General features: G+C 56.0%; 17 protein-coding genes. 4 read left to right on the top strand and 13 right to left on the bottom strand.

Going from position 1 to position 19,418, the window contains the following annotated elements:
• Positions 1–86 precede the first annotated feature (86 nt).
• The 9 genes from recC to rppH form a co-directional block, all read right to left on the bottom strand.
• Complete coding sequence (gene recC, locus ACMGGR_RS03375) at positions 87–3,455, bottom strand: exodeoxyribonuclease V subunit gamma (RefSeq protein ID WP_414148162.1); 3,369 nt, start codon at positions 3,453–3,455, stop codon at positions 87–89.
• 75 nt (positions 3,456–3,530) lie between these two features.
• Positions 3,531–3,860 carry a prepilin-type N-terminal cleavage/methylation domain-containing protein gene (locus ACMGGR_RS03370; protein ID WP_414148161.1) on the bottom strand — a complete coding sequence of 110 codons (330 nt, stop codon included), beginning with the start codon at positions 3,858–3,860 and terminating at the stop codon, positions 3,531–3,533.
• Positions 3,817–4,254: a DUF2509 family protein gene (locus tag ACMGGR_RS03365; RefSeq protein WP_414148160.1), complete on the bottom strand. Its 438-nt coding sequence runs from the start codon at positions 4,252–4,254 to the stop codon at positions 3,817–3,819. The genes ACMGGR_RS03370 and ACMGGR_RS03365 overlap by 44 nt, the downstream gene beginning before the upstream one ends.
• Complete coding sequence (locus ACMGGR_RS03360) at positions 4,251–4,808, bottom strand: prepilin peptidase-dependent protein (protein ID WP_414148159.1); 558 nt, start codon at positions 4,806–4,808, stop codon at positions 4,251–4,253. The genes ACMGGR_RS03365 and ACMGGR_RS03360 overlap by 4 nt, the downstream gene beginning before the upstream one ends.
• Positions 4,805–5,380, bottom strand: coding sequence for a prepilin-type N-terminal cleavage/methylation domain-containing protein (locus tag ACMGGR_RS03355; RefSeq protein WP_414148158.1), 576 nt, complete (start codon positions 5,378–5,380; stop codon positions 4,805–4,807). Before ACMGGR_RS03355 ends, ACMGGR_RS03360 begins: the two co-directional genes overlap by 4 nt.
• A 358-nt stretch (positions 5,381–5,738) precedes the next feature.
• A complete protein-coding gene (gene thyA, locus ACMGGR_RS03350; RefSeq protein WP_246760102.1) occupies positions 5,739–6,533 on the bottom strand; it encodes a thymidylate synthase in 795 nt (264 codons plus the stop codon).
• Positions 6,530–7,411 (bottom strand): prolipoprotein diacylglyceryl transferase, encoded by an 882-nt coding sequence (gene lgt, locus ACMGGR_RS03345; RefSeq protein ID WP_246760101.1) that lies wholly within the window; start codon positions 7,409–7,411, stop codon positions 6,530–6,532. The genes thyA and lgt overlap by 4 nt, the downstream gene beginning before the upstream one ends.
• A gap of 135 nt (positions 7,412–7,546) precedes the next feature.
• The gene (gene ptsP, locus ACMGGR_RS03340; RefSeq protein WP_246760100.1) at positions 7,547–9,793 is read right to left on the bottom strand and encodes a phosphoenolpyruvate--protein phosphotransferase; all 2,247 of its coding nucleotides are present in this window, start codon (positions 9,791–9,793) and stop codon (positions 7,547–7,549) included.
• A 12-nt stretch (positions 9,794–9,805) separates the two neighbouring features.
• Entirely contained in the window at positions 9,806–10,330 is a 525-nt protein-coding gene (gene rppH, locus ACMGGR_RS03335) for an RNA pyrophosphohydrolase (RefSeq protein WP_246760099.1), read from the bottom strand.
• Positions 10,331–11,014: 684 nt separating this feature from the next.
• Between rppH and mutH the strand changes: the two genes are divergently transcribed.
• From mutH to ACMGGR_RS03315, 4 genes are all read left to right on the top strand, one after another.
• The gene (gene mutH, locus ACMGGR_RS03330; RefSeq protein WP_414148157.1) at positions 11,015–11,701 is read left to right on the top strand and encodes a DNA mismatch repair endonuclease MutH; all 687 of its coding nucleotides are present in this window, start codon (positions 11,015–11,017) and stop codon (positions 11,699–11,701) included.
• Between the two features lie 69 nt (positions 11,702–11,770).
• Positions 11,771–12,481, top strand: coding sequence for a TerC family protein (locus ACMGGR_RS03325; RefSeq protein WP_246760097.1), 711 nt, complete (start codon positions 11,771–11,773; stop codon positions 12,479–12,481).
• A gap of 164 nt (positions 12,482–12,645) precedes the next feature.
• Positions 12,646–12,861 carry a YgdI/YgdR family lipoprotein gene (locus ACMGGR_RS03320; protein WP_281434582.1) on the top strand — a complete coding sequence of 72 codons (216 nt, stop codon included), beginning with the start codon at positions 12,646–12,648 and terminating at the stop codon, positions 12,859–12,861.
• A 171-nt stretch (positions 12,862–13,032) separates the two neighbouring features.
• A complete protein-coding gene (locus tag ACMGGR_RS03315; protein WP_246760096.1) occupies positions 13,033–14,073 on the top strand; it encodes an NADP(H)-dependent aldo-keto reductase in 1,041 nt (346 codons plus the stop codon).
• Positions 14,074–14,203: 130 nt separating this feature from the next.
• Here ACMGGR_RS03315 and lplT read toward each other — a convergent pair whose 3' ends face one another.
• The 4 genes from lplT to ACMGGR_RS03295 form a co-directional block, all read right to left on the bottom strand.
• Entirely contained in the window at positions 14,204–15,415 is a 1,212-nt protein-coding gene (lplT, locus tag ACMGGR_RS03310; RefSeq protein ID WP_414148156.1) for a lysophospholipid transporter LplT, read from the bottom strand.
• Positions 15,408–17,573 (bottom strand): bifunctional acyl-ACP--phospholipid O-acyltransferase/long-chain-fatty-acid--ACP ligase, encoded by a 2,166-nt coding sequence (aas, locus tag ACMGGR_RS03305; protein ID WP_246760094.1) that lies wholly within the window; start codon positions 17,571–17,573, stop codon positions 15,408–15,410. The genes lplT and aas overlap by 8 nt, the downstream gene beginning before the upstream one ends.
• Positions 17,574–17,649: 76 nt before the next feature.
• Positions 17,650–17,910 (bottom strand): hypothetical protein, encoded by a 261-nt coding sequence (locus tag ACMGGR_RS03300; protein ID WP_414148155.1) that lies wholly within the window; start codon positions 17,908–17,910, stop codon positions 17,650–17,652.
• 65 nt (positions 17,911–17,975) lie between these two features.
• Positions 17,976–19,412, bottom strand: coding sequence for an efflux transporter outer membrane subunit (locus tag ACMGGR_RS03295; protein ID WP_246760130.1), 1,437 nt, complete (start codon positions 19,410–19,412; stop codon positions 17,976–17,978).
• Positions 19,413–19,418: the final 6 nt, after the last annotated feature.

The following is a 19,418-nucleotide window of genomic DNA, read 5'->3' as shown; positions in this document are numbered from 1 at the left end:
ACTGTTTACCCTAAAAATTCCGCTGACGGGCATCAGCGGACAGAAAAATAGCCAAAGTTGGTTATAAAGTAACACTACAGGATGTCTCAGTTAATGTCATTCATCCGCAACAGCGGCAGCAGCCAGACTTCGGCGTTGTAGATGATCTGTTGTAGCGTGGTATCGTCCAGCGTGCGAAACAGCCTCGCCAGATAAGGATCGCTGCCCTCACCTTCTATCTGCATGTTTCCCTGCCACGCCTGCAACAGCTTATTGCGCGCTTTTATCTGCGTCGCCTCGTCGTAAGAGAGCGCCGCCGTCTTCTCGTCATAGCTGGCCTCCAGCCACGCGCCGCCAGTTTTGGGCAGCAAGAGCAAAGGCGAGCGCATGCCCTCTTTATAACCGCTGATATAGCGTTCAAGCCAGGCGCTGGCGTCAGGGGCCGAAAGCGGAGGAAACTGCCAGCGGCTCTCTTTACGGCCATACATGCGGCTGGTACCGCTACCACCCTGTACGCAGTAAACCAGGTGCTCCAGCCATAGCGAAAGCCCGTCGGTAAAGTTAAGGTGGCCGGGCCGCCAGCGCAGCAGGCCATCGTCCTGCACGGCGGGCAGCCAGCCGTTAAGCTGCAGGCCGCCAGCCTGGATATTGATTTCCTGACTCCCGGATGCCTGACGCTGCTCGCGCACTATGCCAGCCAGCTCGCTCATATCCGCCAGCTGATCCTGCCAGAAGAGCTCGCCCCATGCGCCATACGGCAGATTTCCCGCTGCGCGATGCCTGTCGAACAGCGGTTCGCCCGACTCGCCTTCAATCAGGGCGTTCAGCAGCTGGGTATTAAGCTGATAGCGGCTGAGGTTGTCCAGCGTAAAGGGTTCGGCATCCGGCAATTCGGTATCTTCCGCGCTGAAGCTGACGCCCAGTCGCTGGCTGAAAAAAGCGCGCACCGGATGACGCCAGAACTGCAGCAGCCGATCGAAATTGAGCTCCTCAATCGTCAGTTCCGGCAGCGGCTGCATAAAGGGTGGATGCGGTACGCCGCTGGCCTTAGCCGCCGGTAGCCACTCCGCCGCATAACTTTGATAGCGGGCCTGCGGCTGGAAGTTTTCGGCGGCAAACGGCATGCGGCTGTGCAAATGATGCAGATGGGCGATAACCGCCGCCGCGCTGCTGTCCACGTCTTTTTCCCTGTCTTCCGGCAGGCAAAAACTCTGGCTGATATATTCCATCAGTTCGCTGACCAGCACGGAGGGAAAACGTTCCGAGTTGTCCTGTATGGTCCGGCCGATATAGCTGATATAGAGCTGCTGCTGCGCTGAGTTGATCGCTTCCAGAAACAGGTAGCGATCGTCATCGCGGCGGCTACGGTCGCCTTTTTTCGGCTGCTGGCTCATCAGGTCAAATCCCGGTGGCGGCAGCGTGCGCGGGTAAACGCCGTCGTTCATGCCCAGCAGGCATACCACCTTAAAGGGGATGGAACGCATCGGCATCAGCGTACAGAAATTAACGGGTCCGGCCAGAAAGCGCTGGCTGATACGCTCCTGATCCAGCCTGGCGCGCAGCTCGTCGCGCAGCAGCGACAGCGGGATAGCCTGCTGATACTCCGCCTGAATACCGTAGCTGATAGCGGCTCGCCACTGCTCTTCAATCAGCGCCAGCGCCGCTTCGGCATCGGCATCCCCGGCGAAAAAGTCATCCAGCAGCTCCCGGCACAGCGGTAGCCAGCTTTCCAGCTCTCTGGCGGTGCCTAGCCGCTCGCGCCAGCGGCGCAGCTGCATCAACAGTTCTGCCAGATGCCCTACCAGTTCAGCAATCAGGCCACTGGATTCGTCATAAGGCAGTACGCCCTGCCAGTGCCCGATATCGCTGTGCATCGCATAGCCCAGCAGCATCCTCGTCAGACCGAACTGCCAGGTGTGCTGTCCGGTTGGCGGCAGATCCAGCTCGCGAACCGTATCGTCGTCCAGCCCCCAGCGGATGCCGCACTCGCCTACCCAGTGGCGCAGACGCCGCAGTCCCTCTTCATCTATAGCAAAGCGGTTGGCCAGCGCCGGAACTTCCAGCAGCGCCAGAACGCTTTCGGACGTAAAACGGCTGTCGGGCAGGCTCAGCAGCGAAATAAACGCCTGCAAAGCGGGATGCGCCTGGCTGGCGCGACGGTCGGAAATGGCGAACGGCAGATAGCGGTCGCCTGGCGCGTTACCAAACACGGCCTGGATAAAAGGCGTATAGGCGTCGATATCCGCCACCATCACGATGATATCCCGTGGCGAAAGCTGCGGATCGTTAGCCATAAGCTCCAGCAGGCGATCCTGTAAAACCTCAACTTCACGCTGCGGACTGTGGCAAAGATGCACGGTTAACGACTGGTCGGCAGGATCCAGCACGCGCTTGCGCAGGCTGTTTTCCCACTCTTCGCGTTTCAGCCCGATAACCGCGTTGTCTTCCAGCTCCAGCAGATCGTACTGGAGCGTTTGCAATAGCGTAACCGGCTCAATATCGACAAAGGCGTCGATTTCGCGGCACTCCATCTGCGCCAGCAAAAACAGGTTGTCGCGCCCGAGCTTGCCCCAGGAAGCCAGCAGCGGGTTGCTCAGCTGCTGTTCGCCCGCTTCGTTAAACAGGCTGGATGCATCTTCCTGGCGAAACAGCGTGCTTTGTCGCTGCTCTTTAAAATGTTCTCTGCGGCGGCTTTGCAGCTTAGCTAAAAAAGCGTAGTCCTGAATATCACCCCAGTAATGGCGGCAAGGGTTGGTGAACAGCAGATGAACATCGATATGCTTGCCCAGCGCCTGTAAAGCCTGTAGATAAACCGGCGGCAGCGCGGAAATGCCACAGATAAACACGCGATCCGGCAGGCCAGGCGGTCGGGTCGCGCTATTTTCCAGCGTGGAAATAAAGCGTGCATAAAGATTGGCGCGGTGCCATTCCGACTGGCCCAGTTCACGGTTGTAGGCCACCAGCTCCGCCCACAGCGGTGCCTGCCACAGCTGCGCTTCGCCCAGGCCATCAATGTGCTGACCTCTTTCCCAGCTGTTAAGCCATTCAGAACGGTACACCAGATACTGGTCATACAGATCGGCCACGCGTGAGGCAAGCTGAAACAGCTTGCGCTGGTCTTCGTCGTCGGAGAGATAGTGGCTGAGCATGGCAAATTCCGGGCGCGGCAGCATTTTCGGCAGCAGCGTCATCAGCTTCCAGCTCATACTGGATTTGTTAAACGCGCTCTCTTTTGGAATGCCCGGCAGCACGCGGATAAACATATCCCAGATAAAAGAAGCAGGCAGCGGAAAAGCGATGTTGGCGGCAATGCCGAACTGGCTGGCCAGCGACATTTGTAGCCACTGCGCCATGCCCGGACTCTGTACCAGTACCACTTCTGACTGAAAGGGATCGCGCAGCGGCTGGTTTTCGATATGAAACGCCGCCAGCGTTTTCAGCAGGTCCAGCTGATTTGAGTGATAAACGGTAAACATGCCTGCTCCTGATCCGGTATTGCTTTGCGTGCACACTCTACCCCGTCCGGCGACGGTTGCAAATGCGATCCTCTTTCACCGCTCGGCGTTATCGCAACGCAATTGCGATAGCCTGGCCCGAGCGCCGGCCGGGCTAATAGCCTGCGCCGTAAATAATGTGCAGCTGCCCGTCAACGTTTGCTGTTCCAGCGTAGTCCGCCAGCCTGGCGCTTCGTAGCCCTCAAACCGTTGCCAGGCAAGCCTGACTGCTTCCCGCTGCTGCGCCTGTAGCTGAAAAGCCTTGCCCAGCGCCAGCTGATACTGCGTTAGCGCCAGCGAGCTGATACTGAACAGCAATAGCGCGATCAGCGTTTCCGGCAGGCTAAAGCCCTGCTGCCTGACCTTCCGGCAGGCAGCTTTCTTCACTGGCCAGCGGGCAATAGTCCAGCCAGCCATGCGGTAAGGCAGATATCGCACTATTTTCATCATTGCGTTTTACCCATCGGTAAATAGCCAGGGTTCCGCTTCCGCTGTCGCCACGCAGCAGCGCCTCACCTGTTTTCAACACAATAAAGCAGGCACGCCAGGCCGACTGATTTGCCGTACGGCAAGACCATCGCTGTACGGACGGCCAACGCTCGGTTTCGCCCCAGCGTAGCGCGGAAACGGCCAGGCTGGTTTGCTGCAGATAACCCCCTTCGTCGGCGACCAGGCTTAGCGACTGCTCCATCTGACGACGCGTAGCCTGTAGCAGCGCCGCCGACATCAGCAACAGCAGGATAACCATCATCAACGCCCCGCTTCCCTGCTGCGCCGTCACAGGTTTTCTCCCGTTACCCAGCGTTCAACGGTAAGTGCCTGCAGGGGGAAGCCGAGCGCATAGCCGCTTAGCCGTAGCTGAACCTGCTGTGCTTTTCTGACGACGCGAAAGTCACTGATGATCACGCTGGCCGGATCGTTCATTTTTTCCCAGCCGCTGCTTTCACAGCTATCTACGCCACGCTGCGCCTCCAGGCTGCCGTTACGTAGCCGAAAACCATAGTAATCGCTGGTTTCGCTGTCGGCATTTTCCCATTTACCGTTGCTGTTTTCATCCCAGCGCAGCAGCAGGCACTGGCCGTTACTGCTGGTTATCAGGGCCTTGCCCTGGCATTCTCCATGGCAGTAACCTGCCCGGCGGACGTTTTTCGCCAGCGTGGCCATCATCAGCTGTAGCTCTTCTCGCAGCTGAAAAGTCATCAGCATGCGCAGATTATTCATTTGCAGCAGCGGTAAAAACCTTGCGGCACCCAGCATGAGTACGCCACCGATCGCCAGCGCAATCATCATTTCCAGCAGCGTAAAGCCCGCGCTTTTTATGGAAAGGCATCTCATGGACAGGCATCCCGGCAGATACGCACTCTGGCGCGTGAGGACAGGATGATATGCCGCTCGCCTGCCGCGCTGGCAATAACGATCCGGCCAGGTTTTGCGACGTTGCGGCGACCATAAAATCCCATCCCCTCCGTTAACGATAAGAGTTTGATCTCCCGCCACGGCGCGAGCAGCAGCCAGCGCTGCCTGCCCGCACAATGCTGCTGGCGCGGGCCGCTACCCAGACACCACGGAACGCCGCTCGTGCGCCATAACAGCGCCTGTCGATTGTGCCAGTTGGCATCATTGCGTAAGCGCAGCAAGAAATGCTGAATTTGTCGTGCGCTGGCGTTGAGCCGCTGCGTCTGCCGCCACTGTTGCCAGCTGCCTGCGGCAGCCGTCGTCAATATACTGGCGATAATCATCACCACCAGCAGCTCCAGCAAGGTAAAACCGTTTCTGTTCATAACGGCTATTGTGCCCGTGTCGGCTAGCGATACCAGCGGGAAAGTAGCGAATTGCGAGACGTCTTCCGGCCATTCATCTGCACCCACTTTCAGCAACATTTTTTTAGAAGATGTGTCGCAAAACAACACGATATTCGGGATGTTAAAAGCCGGGTATGGGCCCGCAATGACAGGGGAACGGGAGCCGGGATGTTAAAAGCCAGGTATGTGCCCGCAATAACAGAAGAACGGGAGCCGGGATATTAAAAGCCGGGTATAGACCCGCAATAACAGAGGAACGGGAGCCGAGATATTAAAAGCCAGGTATGTGCCCGCAATGACAGAAGAACGGAAGCCGGGATATTAAAAGCCAGGTATGTGCCCGCAATAACAGAAGAACGGGAGCCGGGACCAGGGGATGGGAGCCGAAACAGAGGCTGGTAGAGAAAAATAAATGCACTAAGCGGGAAGAACAAAGGGAGCGTTAACCCGCTCCCTTAATCCGTCAGATAGCCACCGGCGCTTTGATAGCGGGATGGGGATCGTAACCTTCAATCTCAAAATCTTCAAAACGATAATCAAACAGCGAAGCCGGTTTACGCTTGATCACCAGTTTCGGCAATGGACGCGGCTCGCGCGTCAACTGCAAATTGGCCTGTTCCAGATGATTGCTGTAAAGGTGCGTATCGCCGCCCGTCCAGACAAAATCACCCGGTTCCAGATCGCACTGCTGCGCCACCATGTGCACCAGCAACGCATAGCTGGCGATATTAAACGGCAGGCCGAGGAACACATCGCAGGAACGCTGGTAAAGCTGGCAGGAAAGCTTGCCGTTCGCCACATAAAACTGGAAGAAAGCGTGACACGGCGCCAGCGCCATCTCATCAAGTTCGCCCACGTTCCAGGCGGAAACAATAATGCGGCGGGAATCGGGATCGCTTTTCAGCTGCTGCATCACCTTCGCCAGCTGGTCAATCTGCTGGCCGTTAGCCGCGCCCCAGCTGCGCCACTGCTTACCGTAAACCGGGCCAAGGTCGCCATTTTCATCGGCCCACTCGTCCCAGATAGTAACCTTGTTTTCTTTCAGATAAGCCGTGTTGGTATCGCCGTTCAAAAACCACAGCAGCTCGTGGATGATCGAACGCAAATGGCATTTTTTCGTGGTGACCAGCGGAAAACCTTCCTGCAGGTTGAAACGCATCTGATGACCAAAAATCGACAGTGTCCCGGTACCGGTACGGTCATTTTTCGGCGTGCCCTCGTCGAGCACTTTTTGCATTAATTCCAGATACTGTTTCATTTTTCCTCACGAAGTTGCTGCGCAGCACGGCGGCGATAGGCCCAAATCATCATAATGGCACCAGCGATAATCATTGGCGTCGAGAGGATTTGTCCCATGCTGATAATGTTGTCAAACAGGCCCAGCTGAGCGTCCGGCTGACGGAAGTATTCGACAATAAAGCGAAATGCGCCGTAGCCAAGCAGGAACAGCCCTGAGACCGCGCCCATCGGGCGTTTTTTACGAATATAGAGATTTAAGATAATAAACAGCACTACGCCTTCCAGCAGCAGCTCATAGAGCTGGGAAGGATGACGCGGCAGCACGCCGTAGGTAGCCAGCAAAGATTGCCATTCCGGATGGGTTGCTACCAGCGCAACGTCTTCGCTACGGGAGCCAGGAAACAGCATGGCCCACGACAAATCCGGCGCGACGCGTCCCCACAGTTCACCATTGATAAAGTTGCCCAGACGGCCTGCGCCCAGCCCAAACGGGATTAACGGCGCAATAAAATCGGAAACCTGGAAGAAGTTGCGTTTAGTGCGATGCGCAAACCACAGCATCACGCAGATAACCCCAATCAGGCCACCGTGGAACGACATACCGCCGTCCCAGACCTTAAACAGATAAAGCGGATTATCCAGAAACAGCGGCAGGTTATAAAACAGCACATAGCCGATACGGCCACCGAGGAAGACGCCCAGAAAACCGGCGTACAGCAGGTTTTCAACCTCATCTTTTGTCCAGCCGCTGCCGGGCTTGTTGGCACGACGCACTGCCAGCCACATGGCGAAAATGAAACCAACGAGGTACATCAGTCCATACCAGTGCAGAGCGAGCGGCCCGACGGAGAAAATTACCGGATCAAATTGGGGGAAAGCCAGATAGCCGTTAGTCATCTTTCACCATTATGTAAAGTCCCTGATTTCAGGTGACGGAATGAATAAACCAGAGCGCGCGTGGCGCCGTACAGAGGCGCGCATCATAGCACAGGCCGCATAAAAGGCGGCCCGGGTAACTGTAAACTTTAATGGCTAGCGTCCGCCACGGATCAGCCCGCCCAGGCCGCGTCTTTCCATAAACGTGGCGACCAGATGGCGCACCTCGGTTGCCTGCTGCGCCTGCAAGCCCGCTTCCGCCAGCTTTTGCGCTTCTTCGTAATCAATGTGGTGCAGCAGATACTTGACCCGCGCGACGTTACGGCCGTTCATGCTCAGGTGATGATAGCCAAGCCCTATCAACAGCGCGACGCAGCTGGAATCGCCTGCCATTTCGCCGCACAGGCACAGCTCAATTCCGGCCTGCTTCGCCTCTTCTGCAATGGTTTTTAGCGCCCGCAGCATAGCGGGATGCAGACTGTCGTACAGGTTAGCGACACGCGTGTTATTACGATCGACAGCCAGCAGATACTGCGTCAGATCGTTGGTGCCAACCGAGACAAAGTCGACCCGCTTCGCCAGATGGCCGATCATAAAAATCATTGAAGGCACTTCAATCATGACGCCGATACGCGGTTTCGGGATGCCGTAACCCAGCATCTCCTCTACTTCTTTTCCGGCACGCTCGATCAGTTTGAGCGCTTCATCAATTTCATCGATGCTGGTGATCATTGGCAGCAGGATGCTGAGGTTATCGCTGGCGACGTTGGCGCGCAGCATTGCACGAACTTGTACCAGAAAAATTTCCGGCTGATCCAGCGTCAGGCGGATCCCGCGCCAGCCCAGGCAAGGGTTTTCTTCGCTGATGGGCATATAAGGCAGCTGCTTGTCCGCACCGACATCCAGCGTACGCAGCGTTACCGGCTTTTCCAGAAACAGCTGTAGCATGCCCTGATATTGCGCCACCTGCTCTTCTTCCGAGGGGAAACCGTTTTGTAACATAAACGGAATTTCCGTGCGGTAAAGCCCGACGCCATCCACGCGGCTACCCAGCGCCTGCTCGTGCTCTGCGCTAAGACCGGCGTTGAGCATGACCTTTATCGGCTCGCCAGACTTCAGCGCCGCCGGTCGCTCAACCACGTCCTCCGCCAGCTTGCTTAGCTCATTTTCCTCGGTGATAAGCCGCTGGTACTCCTGCACCAGCACCGGTTCGGGATCGACCAGCAGCTCGCCGCGATAGCCATCGACAATCAGCAGTCTACCGTTCAGCACTTCCGGCTGGATATCGGCACCCATCACCGTTGGGATGCCCATTGCGCGCACCATAATGGCCGCGTGCGAGTTGGCCGCACCGTCTCTGACCACTACGCCAGCTAGCCGCTCGTGCGGCAGCTCGGCAAGCGTGGTCGCGCTTAGCTCATCGGCAACCAGCACAAAGCGCGCGGGCCACGTGTTAGTGCCCTGCATCGTATCGTCAAGATGGAACAGCAGACGCTGGCCCAGCGCGCGCAAATCACCGGCCCGCTCGCGCAGATAGCTATCCTGTAAGCTGGCGAACTGCGCGGCGAACTTCTCAATAACCTTTTTAACCGCCCACTCTGCGACCGAGCCATTATCGATCTCCGCATAAAGGTCTTTCTTCAGGCGGTTGTCGCTCAGCAGGTGCGAATAGAGGTCGAAGATGGCCGCACTTTCTTTATGCACGCTGGAGGTAAAGCGTTTGCTGTAGCGCCGAAACTCGCCAGAGGCTTCATCCATTGCCACCGACAGCCTTTCCCGCTCGCGCACCGCGTCCAGCGTGGAGGCCGCCGAGACGTTTTCCAGCGAAGGCTGATTGCTTTCTACCCAGCCCTTTGCCACCGCCACGCCCGGCGCGGCAGCCAGCGCACGCACGCGGGTCTGTCGATATTGTCCAAACAGCGCATTCAGCTGCGACTGGGAAAGAATGGTGGCCATCTGCGTAGCCAGCGTAACGAGGAAAGACTCTTCGCTTTCATCGAACTGGCGATGTTCGCGCTGCTGCACCACCAGCACGCCCAACAGCTGGCGACGGCTGATAATCGGCACGCCGAGGAAAGAGCGGAAACGCTCTTCTTTTACGGAAGGAATATATTTAAAGCTGGGATGACTCTGCGCATCCGCCAGGTTGATAGGCTCGGCCAGCCGACCGACCAGCCCGACGATCCCTTCGTCAAAGGCCAGCGCAACGGTGCGGCCACGCGGTTTTTTTAGCCCACGCGTTGCCATCAGGTAATAGCAGCGGCGGTCGTGGTCGGCCAGATAAACCGAACAGACTTCGGTATCCATTGCCAGGCAAATTTCGCTGACCAGAATATCGAGCGCCTCGGTCAGCCGGGGCGCTCCTGCCACTTTTTCAACTATCTCGCGCAGCTGTGTAAGCATATTTTAAGTGGCTTACCCTCTCTTCCGTCGATAAGGCGTAGTTCGCGGTACGGCGTTCTCCTGCAGCGGCATTACCACGCCAGCAAACTCTTTCATCACTCGCCGATAGACGTCGCGTTTAAAAGAGACCACCTGGCGTACAGGATACCAGAAGCTTACCCAGCGCCAGCCGTCGAACTCTGGCGTGCTGCTGGTTTGCATATTGATATCCGCGTCATTGCACAATAATTGCAGAAGAAACCACTTCTGTTTCTGGCCGATACAAACCGGCTTTGTGTCCCAACGCACCAAACGTTTTGGCAACTTATAGCGTAACCAGTTTCGGGTAGAGGCAAGGATGCGCACATCTTTGCGGTGTAAACCAACTTCCTCAAAGAGTTCTCGATACATCGCCTGTTCTGCCGTTTCTCCAGGATTTATCCCTCCCTGGGGAAACTGCCAGGAGTGTTGGCCATAGCGTCTGGCCCACAACACTTGTCCCTGCCTGTTACAAATTACGATACCAACATTCGGGCGGTAGCCATCATCATCGATCACTGGACTACCTCAAACTTAAAACTCGGATGTTCTGATTGTTTCATACTCCTTACAGGCGGTAAACCACTGCTTTTTCCCCCTGTGGGGCGGCATTCGCGGGATAACTTACGAACATTTCCCGAGTTATAAACAGAATCCGCCTTTTTTACCCGATTTTATTCACCTTTTCTGTGGATATCTTTGTGCAGAACTCTCTTAACGTTTGGGGAAAACTTTCCAGACGGCCGATACACGCGCTATCAGTATAGTGGTTAACTGATTATAAGCATTGGAATTTACCTGACGTCGGCGGCGGGTTTTAACGCTTTAATCTTAGTGTCATACCGGGCTGCTAAGGCACTGGCGAAAGATCGAGCATCGCCTTTTTTATCCACAGGTTATGCCGCTATGATAAGCAAAAAAAGGGGAAAAATGGATAAAGTGGTCGAGTCAAGCCTGTAAATCGAAACAGTACTGTGATAAAAGTCGACTTATCCCATTTTTCTGTGGATAACTACGTGTAAGATCCTGTTCATTGTCGGTGCGCAGTCAGGCATAACCTTTTCGCACGCGGACAAAACAGAGGCGGATGGAAATAAAAAGGCATGATTAATCATGCTATTATTCCGCTTTCCCCCACTTCCCGTTCAGCGTTTTTTAGCGGGAAAAAACACTGTCTATTTTTTGAGCAACAGAGAAGCCTTTATGTCAGCAACGTTTTTTTCCGTGCCGCCGCCTGAAAGTGAAGCCATTTTGCTTGCGCGTGCACGCCAGCTGGCAGGCTTTACGCTGGGTGAGCTGGCACTGAATGCCGGCCTGGCTATTCCGGCTGATTTACGTCGGGACAAAGGGTGGGTTGGCATGCTGCTGGAGCGCTATCTGGGTGCAAGCGCAGGCAGCAAGCCCGAGCAGGACTTTGCGGATATTGGCGTGGAACTGAAAACCATCCCGATTGATGTACAGGGCCGCCCGCTGGAAACAACCTTTGTCTGTGTTGCCCCATTGACCGGCAACAGCGGCCTGGTCTGGGAAACCAGCCACGTGCGCCATAAGCTGGCCAGAGTATTATGGATGCCGGTTGAAGGCGACAGAGCGATCCCGCTGGCAGAACGCCGCGTCGGCGCGCCGCTTCTCTGGAGCCCGAATCAGGAAGAGGAAACCTTGCTGCGGCGTGACTGGGAAGAGCTGATGGATATGATCGTGCTGGGTCAGGTAGAGCGTATCACCGCGCGCCACGGTGAAGTACTGCAAATCCGTCCTAAAGCGGCCAACAGCAAAGCGCTGACGGAAGGCATTGGTGAAAATGGCCAGCCGATAATGACGCTGCCGAGAGGCTTCTATCTGAAGAAGACCTTTACCGCCCCGCTTCTTGCCCGCCATTTTTTACTGTAAAGCTTTAGCTGACTGGCATTCGGATGAGTATACTCTTCGTTTAACTTTCGTTTAGGATGCGACGTTTGTATGTTTGACTGGATTGCCGATCCCAACGCCTGGCTGGCACTGGGTACGCTGACGATTCTGGAAATCGTCCTGGGTATTGATAACATTATCTTTCTTTCTCTGGTGGTAGCTAAGCTCCCTAAGCAGCAACAGAATGCCGCGCGCCGTGTGGGCCTTGCGGGCGCCATGCTGATGCGTCTGGGCCTGCTGGCTTCTATCGCCTGGGTTATTCGCCTGACAACCCCGCTGTTTACCCTGATGGATCACGATTTTTCCGCACGGGATTTGATTTTGCTGTTTGGCGGGCTTTTCCTGTTATGGAAATCAAGTCAGGAGATCCACGAAACGATTGAAGGCAACGAAGAGGAGCACAAGACTAACGTGCACTCTTTTATCGGGGCCATCGTGCAGATTATGCTGCTCGACATTATTTTTAGCCTGGATTCCGTTATCACCGCTGTAGGACTTTCCGATCATTTGATTATTATGATGGCGGCCGTAGTGATTGCGGTTGGCGTGATGATGTTTGCCGCCCGCGTTATTGGCGAATTTGTTGAGCGTCATCCTTCGGTCAAAATGCTGGCGCTCTCTTTTCTGATCCTGGTAGGTTTTACCCTTATTCTGGAAAGTTTCAATATCCACGTGCCAAAAGGTTATATCTATTTCGCCATGTTTTTCTCTATGGCCGTAGAGTGCCTCAATCTGCTGCGCAGCAAAAAAAACCACGCCTGATCTGAGCTGACCGGCATCGCCGGTCGGTCTCTTTCCTGACGATTTCACGATCAAAGTCAATAGTTTGTCGTGCTACACCACGCTTTTCGGAGTTCTGCGGTTAACGCTTTCTCTAAAATAAGCTATTACTATCGGGAGATATTTTCAGGCTAAGGGAGCGAATTATGAAGTTGATGTCAGGCGCAGCCGTATTGATGCTGGCTACGCTATTGGGCGGTTGCAGCAGCGATTATGTTATGGCGACCAAAGATGGGAAAATGATTATGACCCAGGGTAAACCGGAAATCGACGCGGATACCGGCCTGGTTAAATATACTGACCGCTCCGGCCATGAACTCCAGATTAACGGCGACGAGGTTTCCTCGATTGTCGAACGTTAAACCCTATCTCGCCACCTGAGCGTGTCAACCAGGTGGCTTACCGCACTTCCCGATAAATCTGCTCTTCCCCCTGCTGTGCCCGACGGTTATAGTCAAAAGCCGGATCTGGCGCTGGTAACCTGCCATTGTGGCGCCGGGCCGGTTCTTAATAATGAAAAAGGAAGCCGGCAAATGCATTATCATCGTATTCCCCACAGTACGCTGGAAGTCAGCAGCCTGGGATTAGGCACCATGACCTTTGGCGAGCAGAACAGCGAAGCCGATGCGCATGCCCAGCTCGATTTAGCGCTGCGTTCCGGCATTAATCTGATTGATACCGCCGAAATGTATCCGGTACCGCCGCGTCCGGAAACGCAGGGATTAACCGAAACCTATATCGGCAGCTGGCTGAAAGCACGCGGCAATCGCGAAAAAATTATTCTGGCGTCAAAAGTCGCTGGCCCGGTACGCGGTGCCGACGCCTCAATTCGTCCGGGTCAGGCGCTGGATCGTAAAAATATTCGCGCCGCGCTGGATGCCAGCCTGAAACGGCTTAATACCGATTATATTGATCTTTACCAGCTGCACTGGCCGCAGCGTCAAACCAACTATTTTGGAAGACTGAACTACGAATACGCAGACAGTACCGCAACGGTAACGCTGCTGGAAACGCTGGAAGCGCTGAACGAGCAGGTGCGCGCCGGGAAAATCCGTTATATCGGCGTTTCCAATGAAACCCCCTGGGGCGTGATGCGCTATCTGCAGCTGGCCGAAAAGCACGAGCTACCGCGCATTGTTTCTATCCAGAATCCTTACAGCCTGCTGAATCGTAGCTTTGAAGTTGGCCTGGCGGAAATCAGCCAGCACGAAGGCGTGGAGCTGCTGGCCTACTCCTGCCTGGCTTTTGGTACGCTGAGCGGAAAATACCTGAACGGTGCGCAACCTGCAGGCGCACGTAACACGCTGTTTAGCCGCTTTACGCGCTACAGCGGCGAACAGGCTGAGCTGGCAATAGCTGAGTATGTCGCGCTGGCGAAAAAGCACCATCTCGATCCGTCACAGATGGCGCTGGCATTTGTCCGTCAGCAGCCTTTTGTTGCCAGCACGCTGCTGGGCGCTACCACGCTGGAGCAGTTAAAAACCAATATCGACAGCTACAATCTGACGCTGGATGAAGAGGTGATGCAGGGTCTTGAGGCGATTCATCGCCGTTATACTTTCCCTGCGCCGTAAACCCTCCGTCACAGGGGGCGGAGAATATCCGCCCCTGAGGTTGTTTATACCGTACTGACGTCCGGCATAGGCTGTCCGAAGCACGACACCGGCACCCTCCGTAACAGCTGGTGCCGCATTCAGATCGCCCTTACTGCACACTGCGCCCCCGCTTTTGCGCCAGCTGCCATCCCCACAGTACGGCAATAGCCAGAGCAAACAGCGCACCAAATCCTACGCCAGTGGCGACTGGCGGCGTACCGAGCTTAATAGCCACGGTATAAAGCCCCAGCATCAGCAGCATCGCGCTGTTTTCGCCCAGGTTTTGTACGGCGATGGCGTTACCGGCACCGACGCTTGCCTTGCCGCGCATTTGCAGCAGCGCGTTCAGCGGCACCACAAAAAAGCCGCCCAGCATGCCAATGACTATCAGCAGTCCATAAGCGCCTGTTGCAGTATGCTGTAAAGCAAAACAGGTCACCGCTACGCCGATCAGCACGCCTGCCGGCATACATCTGCCAACCGTTTTCAACGTCACCAGCTTCGCTGCGGCTCCTGCGCCAAACACAATGCCGATAGCAACCATAGCGTTTAGCAGCGTCGGCGTTTTGTTATCCGTAATGCCTAACGCAACCGGTACCCACAATACCAGCAGGAGGCGCAGCGTTACGCCTGCTCCCCAAAACAGACTGGTGCCCAACAGTGAAAAGCGCGTTTCGCCATCTCGCCATAAAATGCGACAGGCCTGGAAAAAGCTGGCCGACATGCGCAGCGGATGCCAGCTTTGCCCGACGCGGGCGGCCACCAGTTTTGGAATAAGCGTGTTTGCCGCCACGGCCAGCGCATAGGCCAGCACGCAGGCAATCAGTGCGCCGGTCAGGTTCCAGTCGGCCAGCATACCGCCCGCCAGCGAACCCAGCAGGATTGCCAGAATGGTAGAAGACTCCATCAGGCCGTTTGCCTTAACCAACGCTTCTCCGTCAGTGATTTCGCCAAGGATGCCGTATTTAGCCGGGGAATAGGCCGCTGCGCCAATGCCGACCAGGCCATAGCCGATAAAAGGATTCAGGCCAAAGCAGATCGCCAGCGCGCCCAGCAGCTTGAGGCCGTTAGCAAACATCATCACGCGCCCTTTGGCAAAGCTGTCGGCAAACTGCCCGACAAAAGGCGCCAGGATAATGTAGGTCGCGACGAAAACCATTTGCAGTATCGGCTGGCTCCAGTCCGGCCAGAGCTGTTGCTTAAGCACCGCCAGCGTGGCGAATAACAGCGCGTTGTCGCCAAAAGCGGACAAAAACTGCGCGACAATAACCGCTATCATACCGCGCGACAGCAGCTTTTCGCCGCCAGATGAGTTACGCATTTTCCGTCCTGTTTTCCGGCTGTTCCGCCATGCTTTTCAGCGTGACGAAATCGGGTTTACCGCTGCCCAGCTGCGGCAGCTGCTTAAGGAAACGAATATCGCGCGGCACGGCCAGCTCCGGCGCGCCCATTTCACGGGCCGCACGCTGTAGCTGCTCGCGGTTAAGCTCGCCGTCGGTGGTAAACAGCACCAGCGCTTCGCCACGGTTGCCGTCCGGCTTGATTGAGGCAGCGTGCTGTTTTTCTGGCGACGCTTTTAACGCAAGCTGCTCTACGGTTTCCAGCGAGACCATTTCACCCGCGATTTTCGCAAAGCGTTTGGCGCGGCCCTGAATCTGGCAGAAACCGTGCTCGTCAAAGCTGACAATGTCGCCGGTATCGTACCAGCCCGCTTCCATTTGCCCCTCGCCGTTATCCGCCTGCGGCGCTTCCAGCACGCCCGGTTTTTCGACTCTGAGGTAGCCTTTCATGATGTTCGGGCCGCGCAGCTGTAGCAGACCGCCCTGCTCAATGCCGGGAACGGAAATAAGCCGCGAGTCCATCGCGGGTAAAATCCGCCCAACGGTGTGATTTTTGGCGGCCATCGGCACGTTAATCGCGACAACCGGCGCGCATTCGGTCACGCCGTAGCCTTCCAGAATGCGAATACCGAATTTATCCATCCACGCCTGACGCGTGTTTTCCTGTAGTTTTTCCGCACCGGCGACCACATAGCGCAACCGGGCAAAGTCGTAAGGATTGGCAAAGCGCGCATAGTTACCCAGGAAGGTAGAGGTGCCGAACAGTACGGTACAGTTACGGTCATAGACCAGTTCGGGAACGATGCGATAGTGTAACGGGCTTGGATAAAGAAAGACTTCTGCGCCGGTCATCAGTGGCGTAAACAAGCCCACCGTCAGGCCAAAGGCATGGAACAAAGGCAGCGCCGACATAAAGCGATCGCGCGGCGTAAAATCGGCCACGGTCCGGATCTGTTCAACGTTTGCCAGCAGGCTCTTATGCGAATGCACTACGCCTTTAGGATTGCCTTCGGAACCTGAAGTAAACAGCACCATCGCCGCGTCTTCCGGCTGCTGCGACACCTCGGCAAGCCGTGGAAAAAGAAGATGGCTAAGGATCCAGAGTTTATCCTGAGCCGTGACGGTCTCTTTTAAATCTTCCAGAAAAACCCATTTCACCCCGGTAAGCTGCTCGGGAAGATGCCATAGCTTGCCCTTATCCAGGAACTGGCGAGAGGTAAAAACCGTTTTCACTTCTGCCGCCTGCAGCGCGCTGCCTACGCCTTTTACCCCTGCGGTGTAGTTAAGCATTGCCGGAATACGGCCACGCATTGACGCCCCCAGGATGGCTGCTGCCGTAACCGTTGCGTTTGGTAACAGCAAACCAATATATTCACCTGGCGACGTATAGCGCTCCAGAATACGACCCACGCCCAGCGATTTTTTCAACAGCCCCGTATAGCTGTCAGGCGTAAAATTAACGTCTTCAATGCAGGACTTAAAAAAACCGTAGCGCGTGCGGGCAGACAGGAAAGCCTGATAAAGCGTCTCGCGCGGACGCACCGCCATGCGCGCCTCCATCATAATATGATGCAGATGTTCACCCGCCAGCTTGCGGCGTTCCCGCGCGGTTTTTGCTTCCGGCATGGGGATGGTGGTGGCGGGCAGCACGGTCAGGCTGATACGTGGAAAAAGACGACGCTTGAAGACGCCAGCCAGACGGCCAAACGGCGTATATTCCGCGCCTTCAATTCTTATTGGCACCACGGCCGCCTGCGATTTTGCCGCCACAAAACCGGCACCATCATAAATTTTCATCAGCGAGCCGGTAACGGTAATCCGCCCTTCCGGAAAGATCACCACCGGGCGGCCTTGCCCGATCGTTTTCACCAGGTGCTTGATCGACAGCGGTTTAGTGGGATCGAGCGGCACAAAATCGACCAGCGAGCGCACCCAACGCATATACCACTGCTCGCTGACGGAGGAGTAGACGGCGAACACGGGTTTAACCGGCAAAAACAGCGCCAGCAGCATGCCGTCCAGAAACGACATGTGATTAGGAACAATCAGCACCTTTGGCTGATGCAGCGCGGAAATATCGCCAGCCAGACGAGTGCGATACAGCAGACGAAAAAGCAGACGAAAAAAAGAAAGCAGCATGGCATCTCCTTAGCCAGTAAATTTGCCTGTAACGATGCAGGATATGGCTGAGCAAGACAATGGTAAACGGTGAAATTTACGAGCGTTGAGGGCGATTAATACCGAAATCTACAGTGTTGCAGAAAGTTTTGCGGTGCGGCTCGACAAACGTTGTTCCGGTGATGGCCGACAGCGAAACAGCCCACCACCCGGGAATCTCATCATTAAATTTACGTTCGGGAACAAAGATAATAAGGAAAATGTCTTTTTGGCATCCGCCATGGCGAATGATGACGTATGCAATATCAGATATAGCGGTTAAGTTGTCGTGAAGCGTGAATTCTAATAATACTCCCATAGCCGCTGCTGGCTACGGGAGCATCTTATTGGATTAAATCAATGATTTGAACTCTTCCCTGCGCATCAGTGCGAGGGTGCCGTCCAGCCGCCGCCCAGCGCCGCAATCAGCTCCACGCTGGCAACCCACTGCGTGCTTTGCAGCGACAGCAGGCTTTGCTGCTGGCTCAGGCTGGTGTTTTCCGTGGTGGCGACGTCAAGATAGTCGATCATCCCGGCTTCATACTGGTTGCGGGTCACGCGAGCCGACTCCTGCGCTGCCTGCGTCGCGCGCTGCTGCGCGGCCATTTCATCCTGCAATGTGTTCAGCTCCACCAGATAGTTTTCTACCTCCTGGAAACCGGTCAGCACCGCCTGGCGATAGCTGGCGACGTCTGCATCATAGGCCGCGCGGGCCTGTTCCACTTTGGAAGACGTGGCGCCAAAGTCCAGTAGCGTGCCGCTAAGCGATGGCCCCAGCGACCAGACGCGATTAGGCAACGACAGCAGGTTATGCAGCGCAGAGCTGCTGAAACCGCCGCTGGCACTTAGCGTCAGATCGGGATAGTAACCCGCAATGGCTACGCCCACGGCGGCATTGGCCGCGGCAACGGTGCGTTCGGCATAGGCGATATCCGGACGACGCTGCAACAGCGTTGACGGCACTGCCTGTGGAAGAGGCGGCAGCGTTGCCGTCATTTCTGTCGTGGCTGGCAGGCTGAATTCGGCTGGCGTTTTACCGATAAGAAGAGCAATGGCGTGTTCGGTCTGCGCACGCTGCCAGCTAAGATCCAGCGCGGAAGCGCGAGCGCTTTCCAGCTGCGCCTGAGCCTGTGCCAGCGTGCCGCGAGACTCGCTGCCGGCCTGATATTTATTATTAATGACGGTCAGGTAGCGCTGATACGCCGCGACGCTTTCCTGATACAGCGCAATCTGCCGATCCATGATGCGCAGCTGAAAATAGTCCTGCGCCAGCTCGGACTGGGCGCTAAGCGTGATATTCGCCAGCTCGGCTTCGCTTGCCTGCGCGCTCGCTTTATTCTCTTCCAGCGTGCGTCTCAGCTTGCCCCAGATATCCAGTTCCCAGCTGGCGCTGGCCTGTAAAGACTGGCTGTTACTGGTCGTCCGCTGGCCGGATGTGGTGCTGCCGCTCCGCGTTGAAGAGCCGGTATAGGTGGCGCTGGGAAAAAGGTCGGAGCGGGACTCGGCCACCAGCGCCTTCGCCTGGCGATACTGTGCCTCATACTGCGCTACGTTCTGGTTGGAGATAGAAACCTGACGCAGCAGGCCGCTCAGCGTGTTGTCATGGTAGACCGACCACCATTCGCCTTTGCTTTGCGCATCCTGCGGCGTCGCTTCGCGCCAGCCTTTTGCTTCTTTATAGTGTGTCGGTACGTTTACCGTCGGGCGATGATAGTCGGGGCCGACGGCGCAGCCGCCCAGCAGCAGCGCCAGCAAAACGGGCGTAAGTTTCCGGCAGGCACGGGTCGATGGCGCAGGCAGGTGCCAGCGTCCGTTTAGCATGGGTAA

The organism is Erwinia sp. BNK-24-b, assembly GCF_047456155.1.
In the GTDB taxonomy this organism is placed as follows: domain Bacteria; phylum Pseudomonadota; class Gammaproteobacteria; order Enterobacterales; family Enterobacteriaceae; genus Erwinia; species Erwinia phyllosphaerae.
Note: the sequence above shows the minus strand (reverse complement) of the source record. Positions and strands in the feature narration are given on the sequence as shown.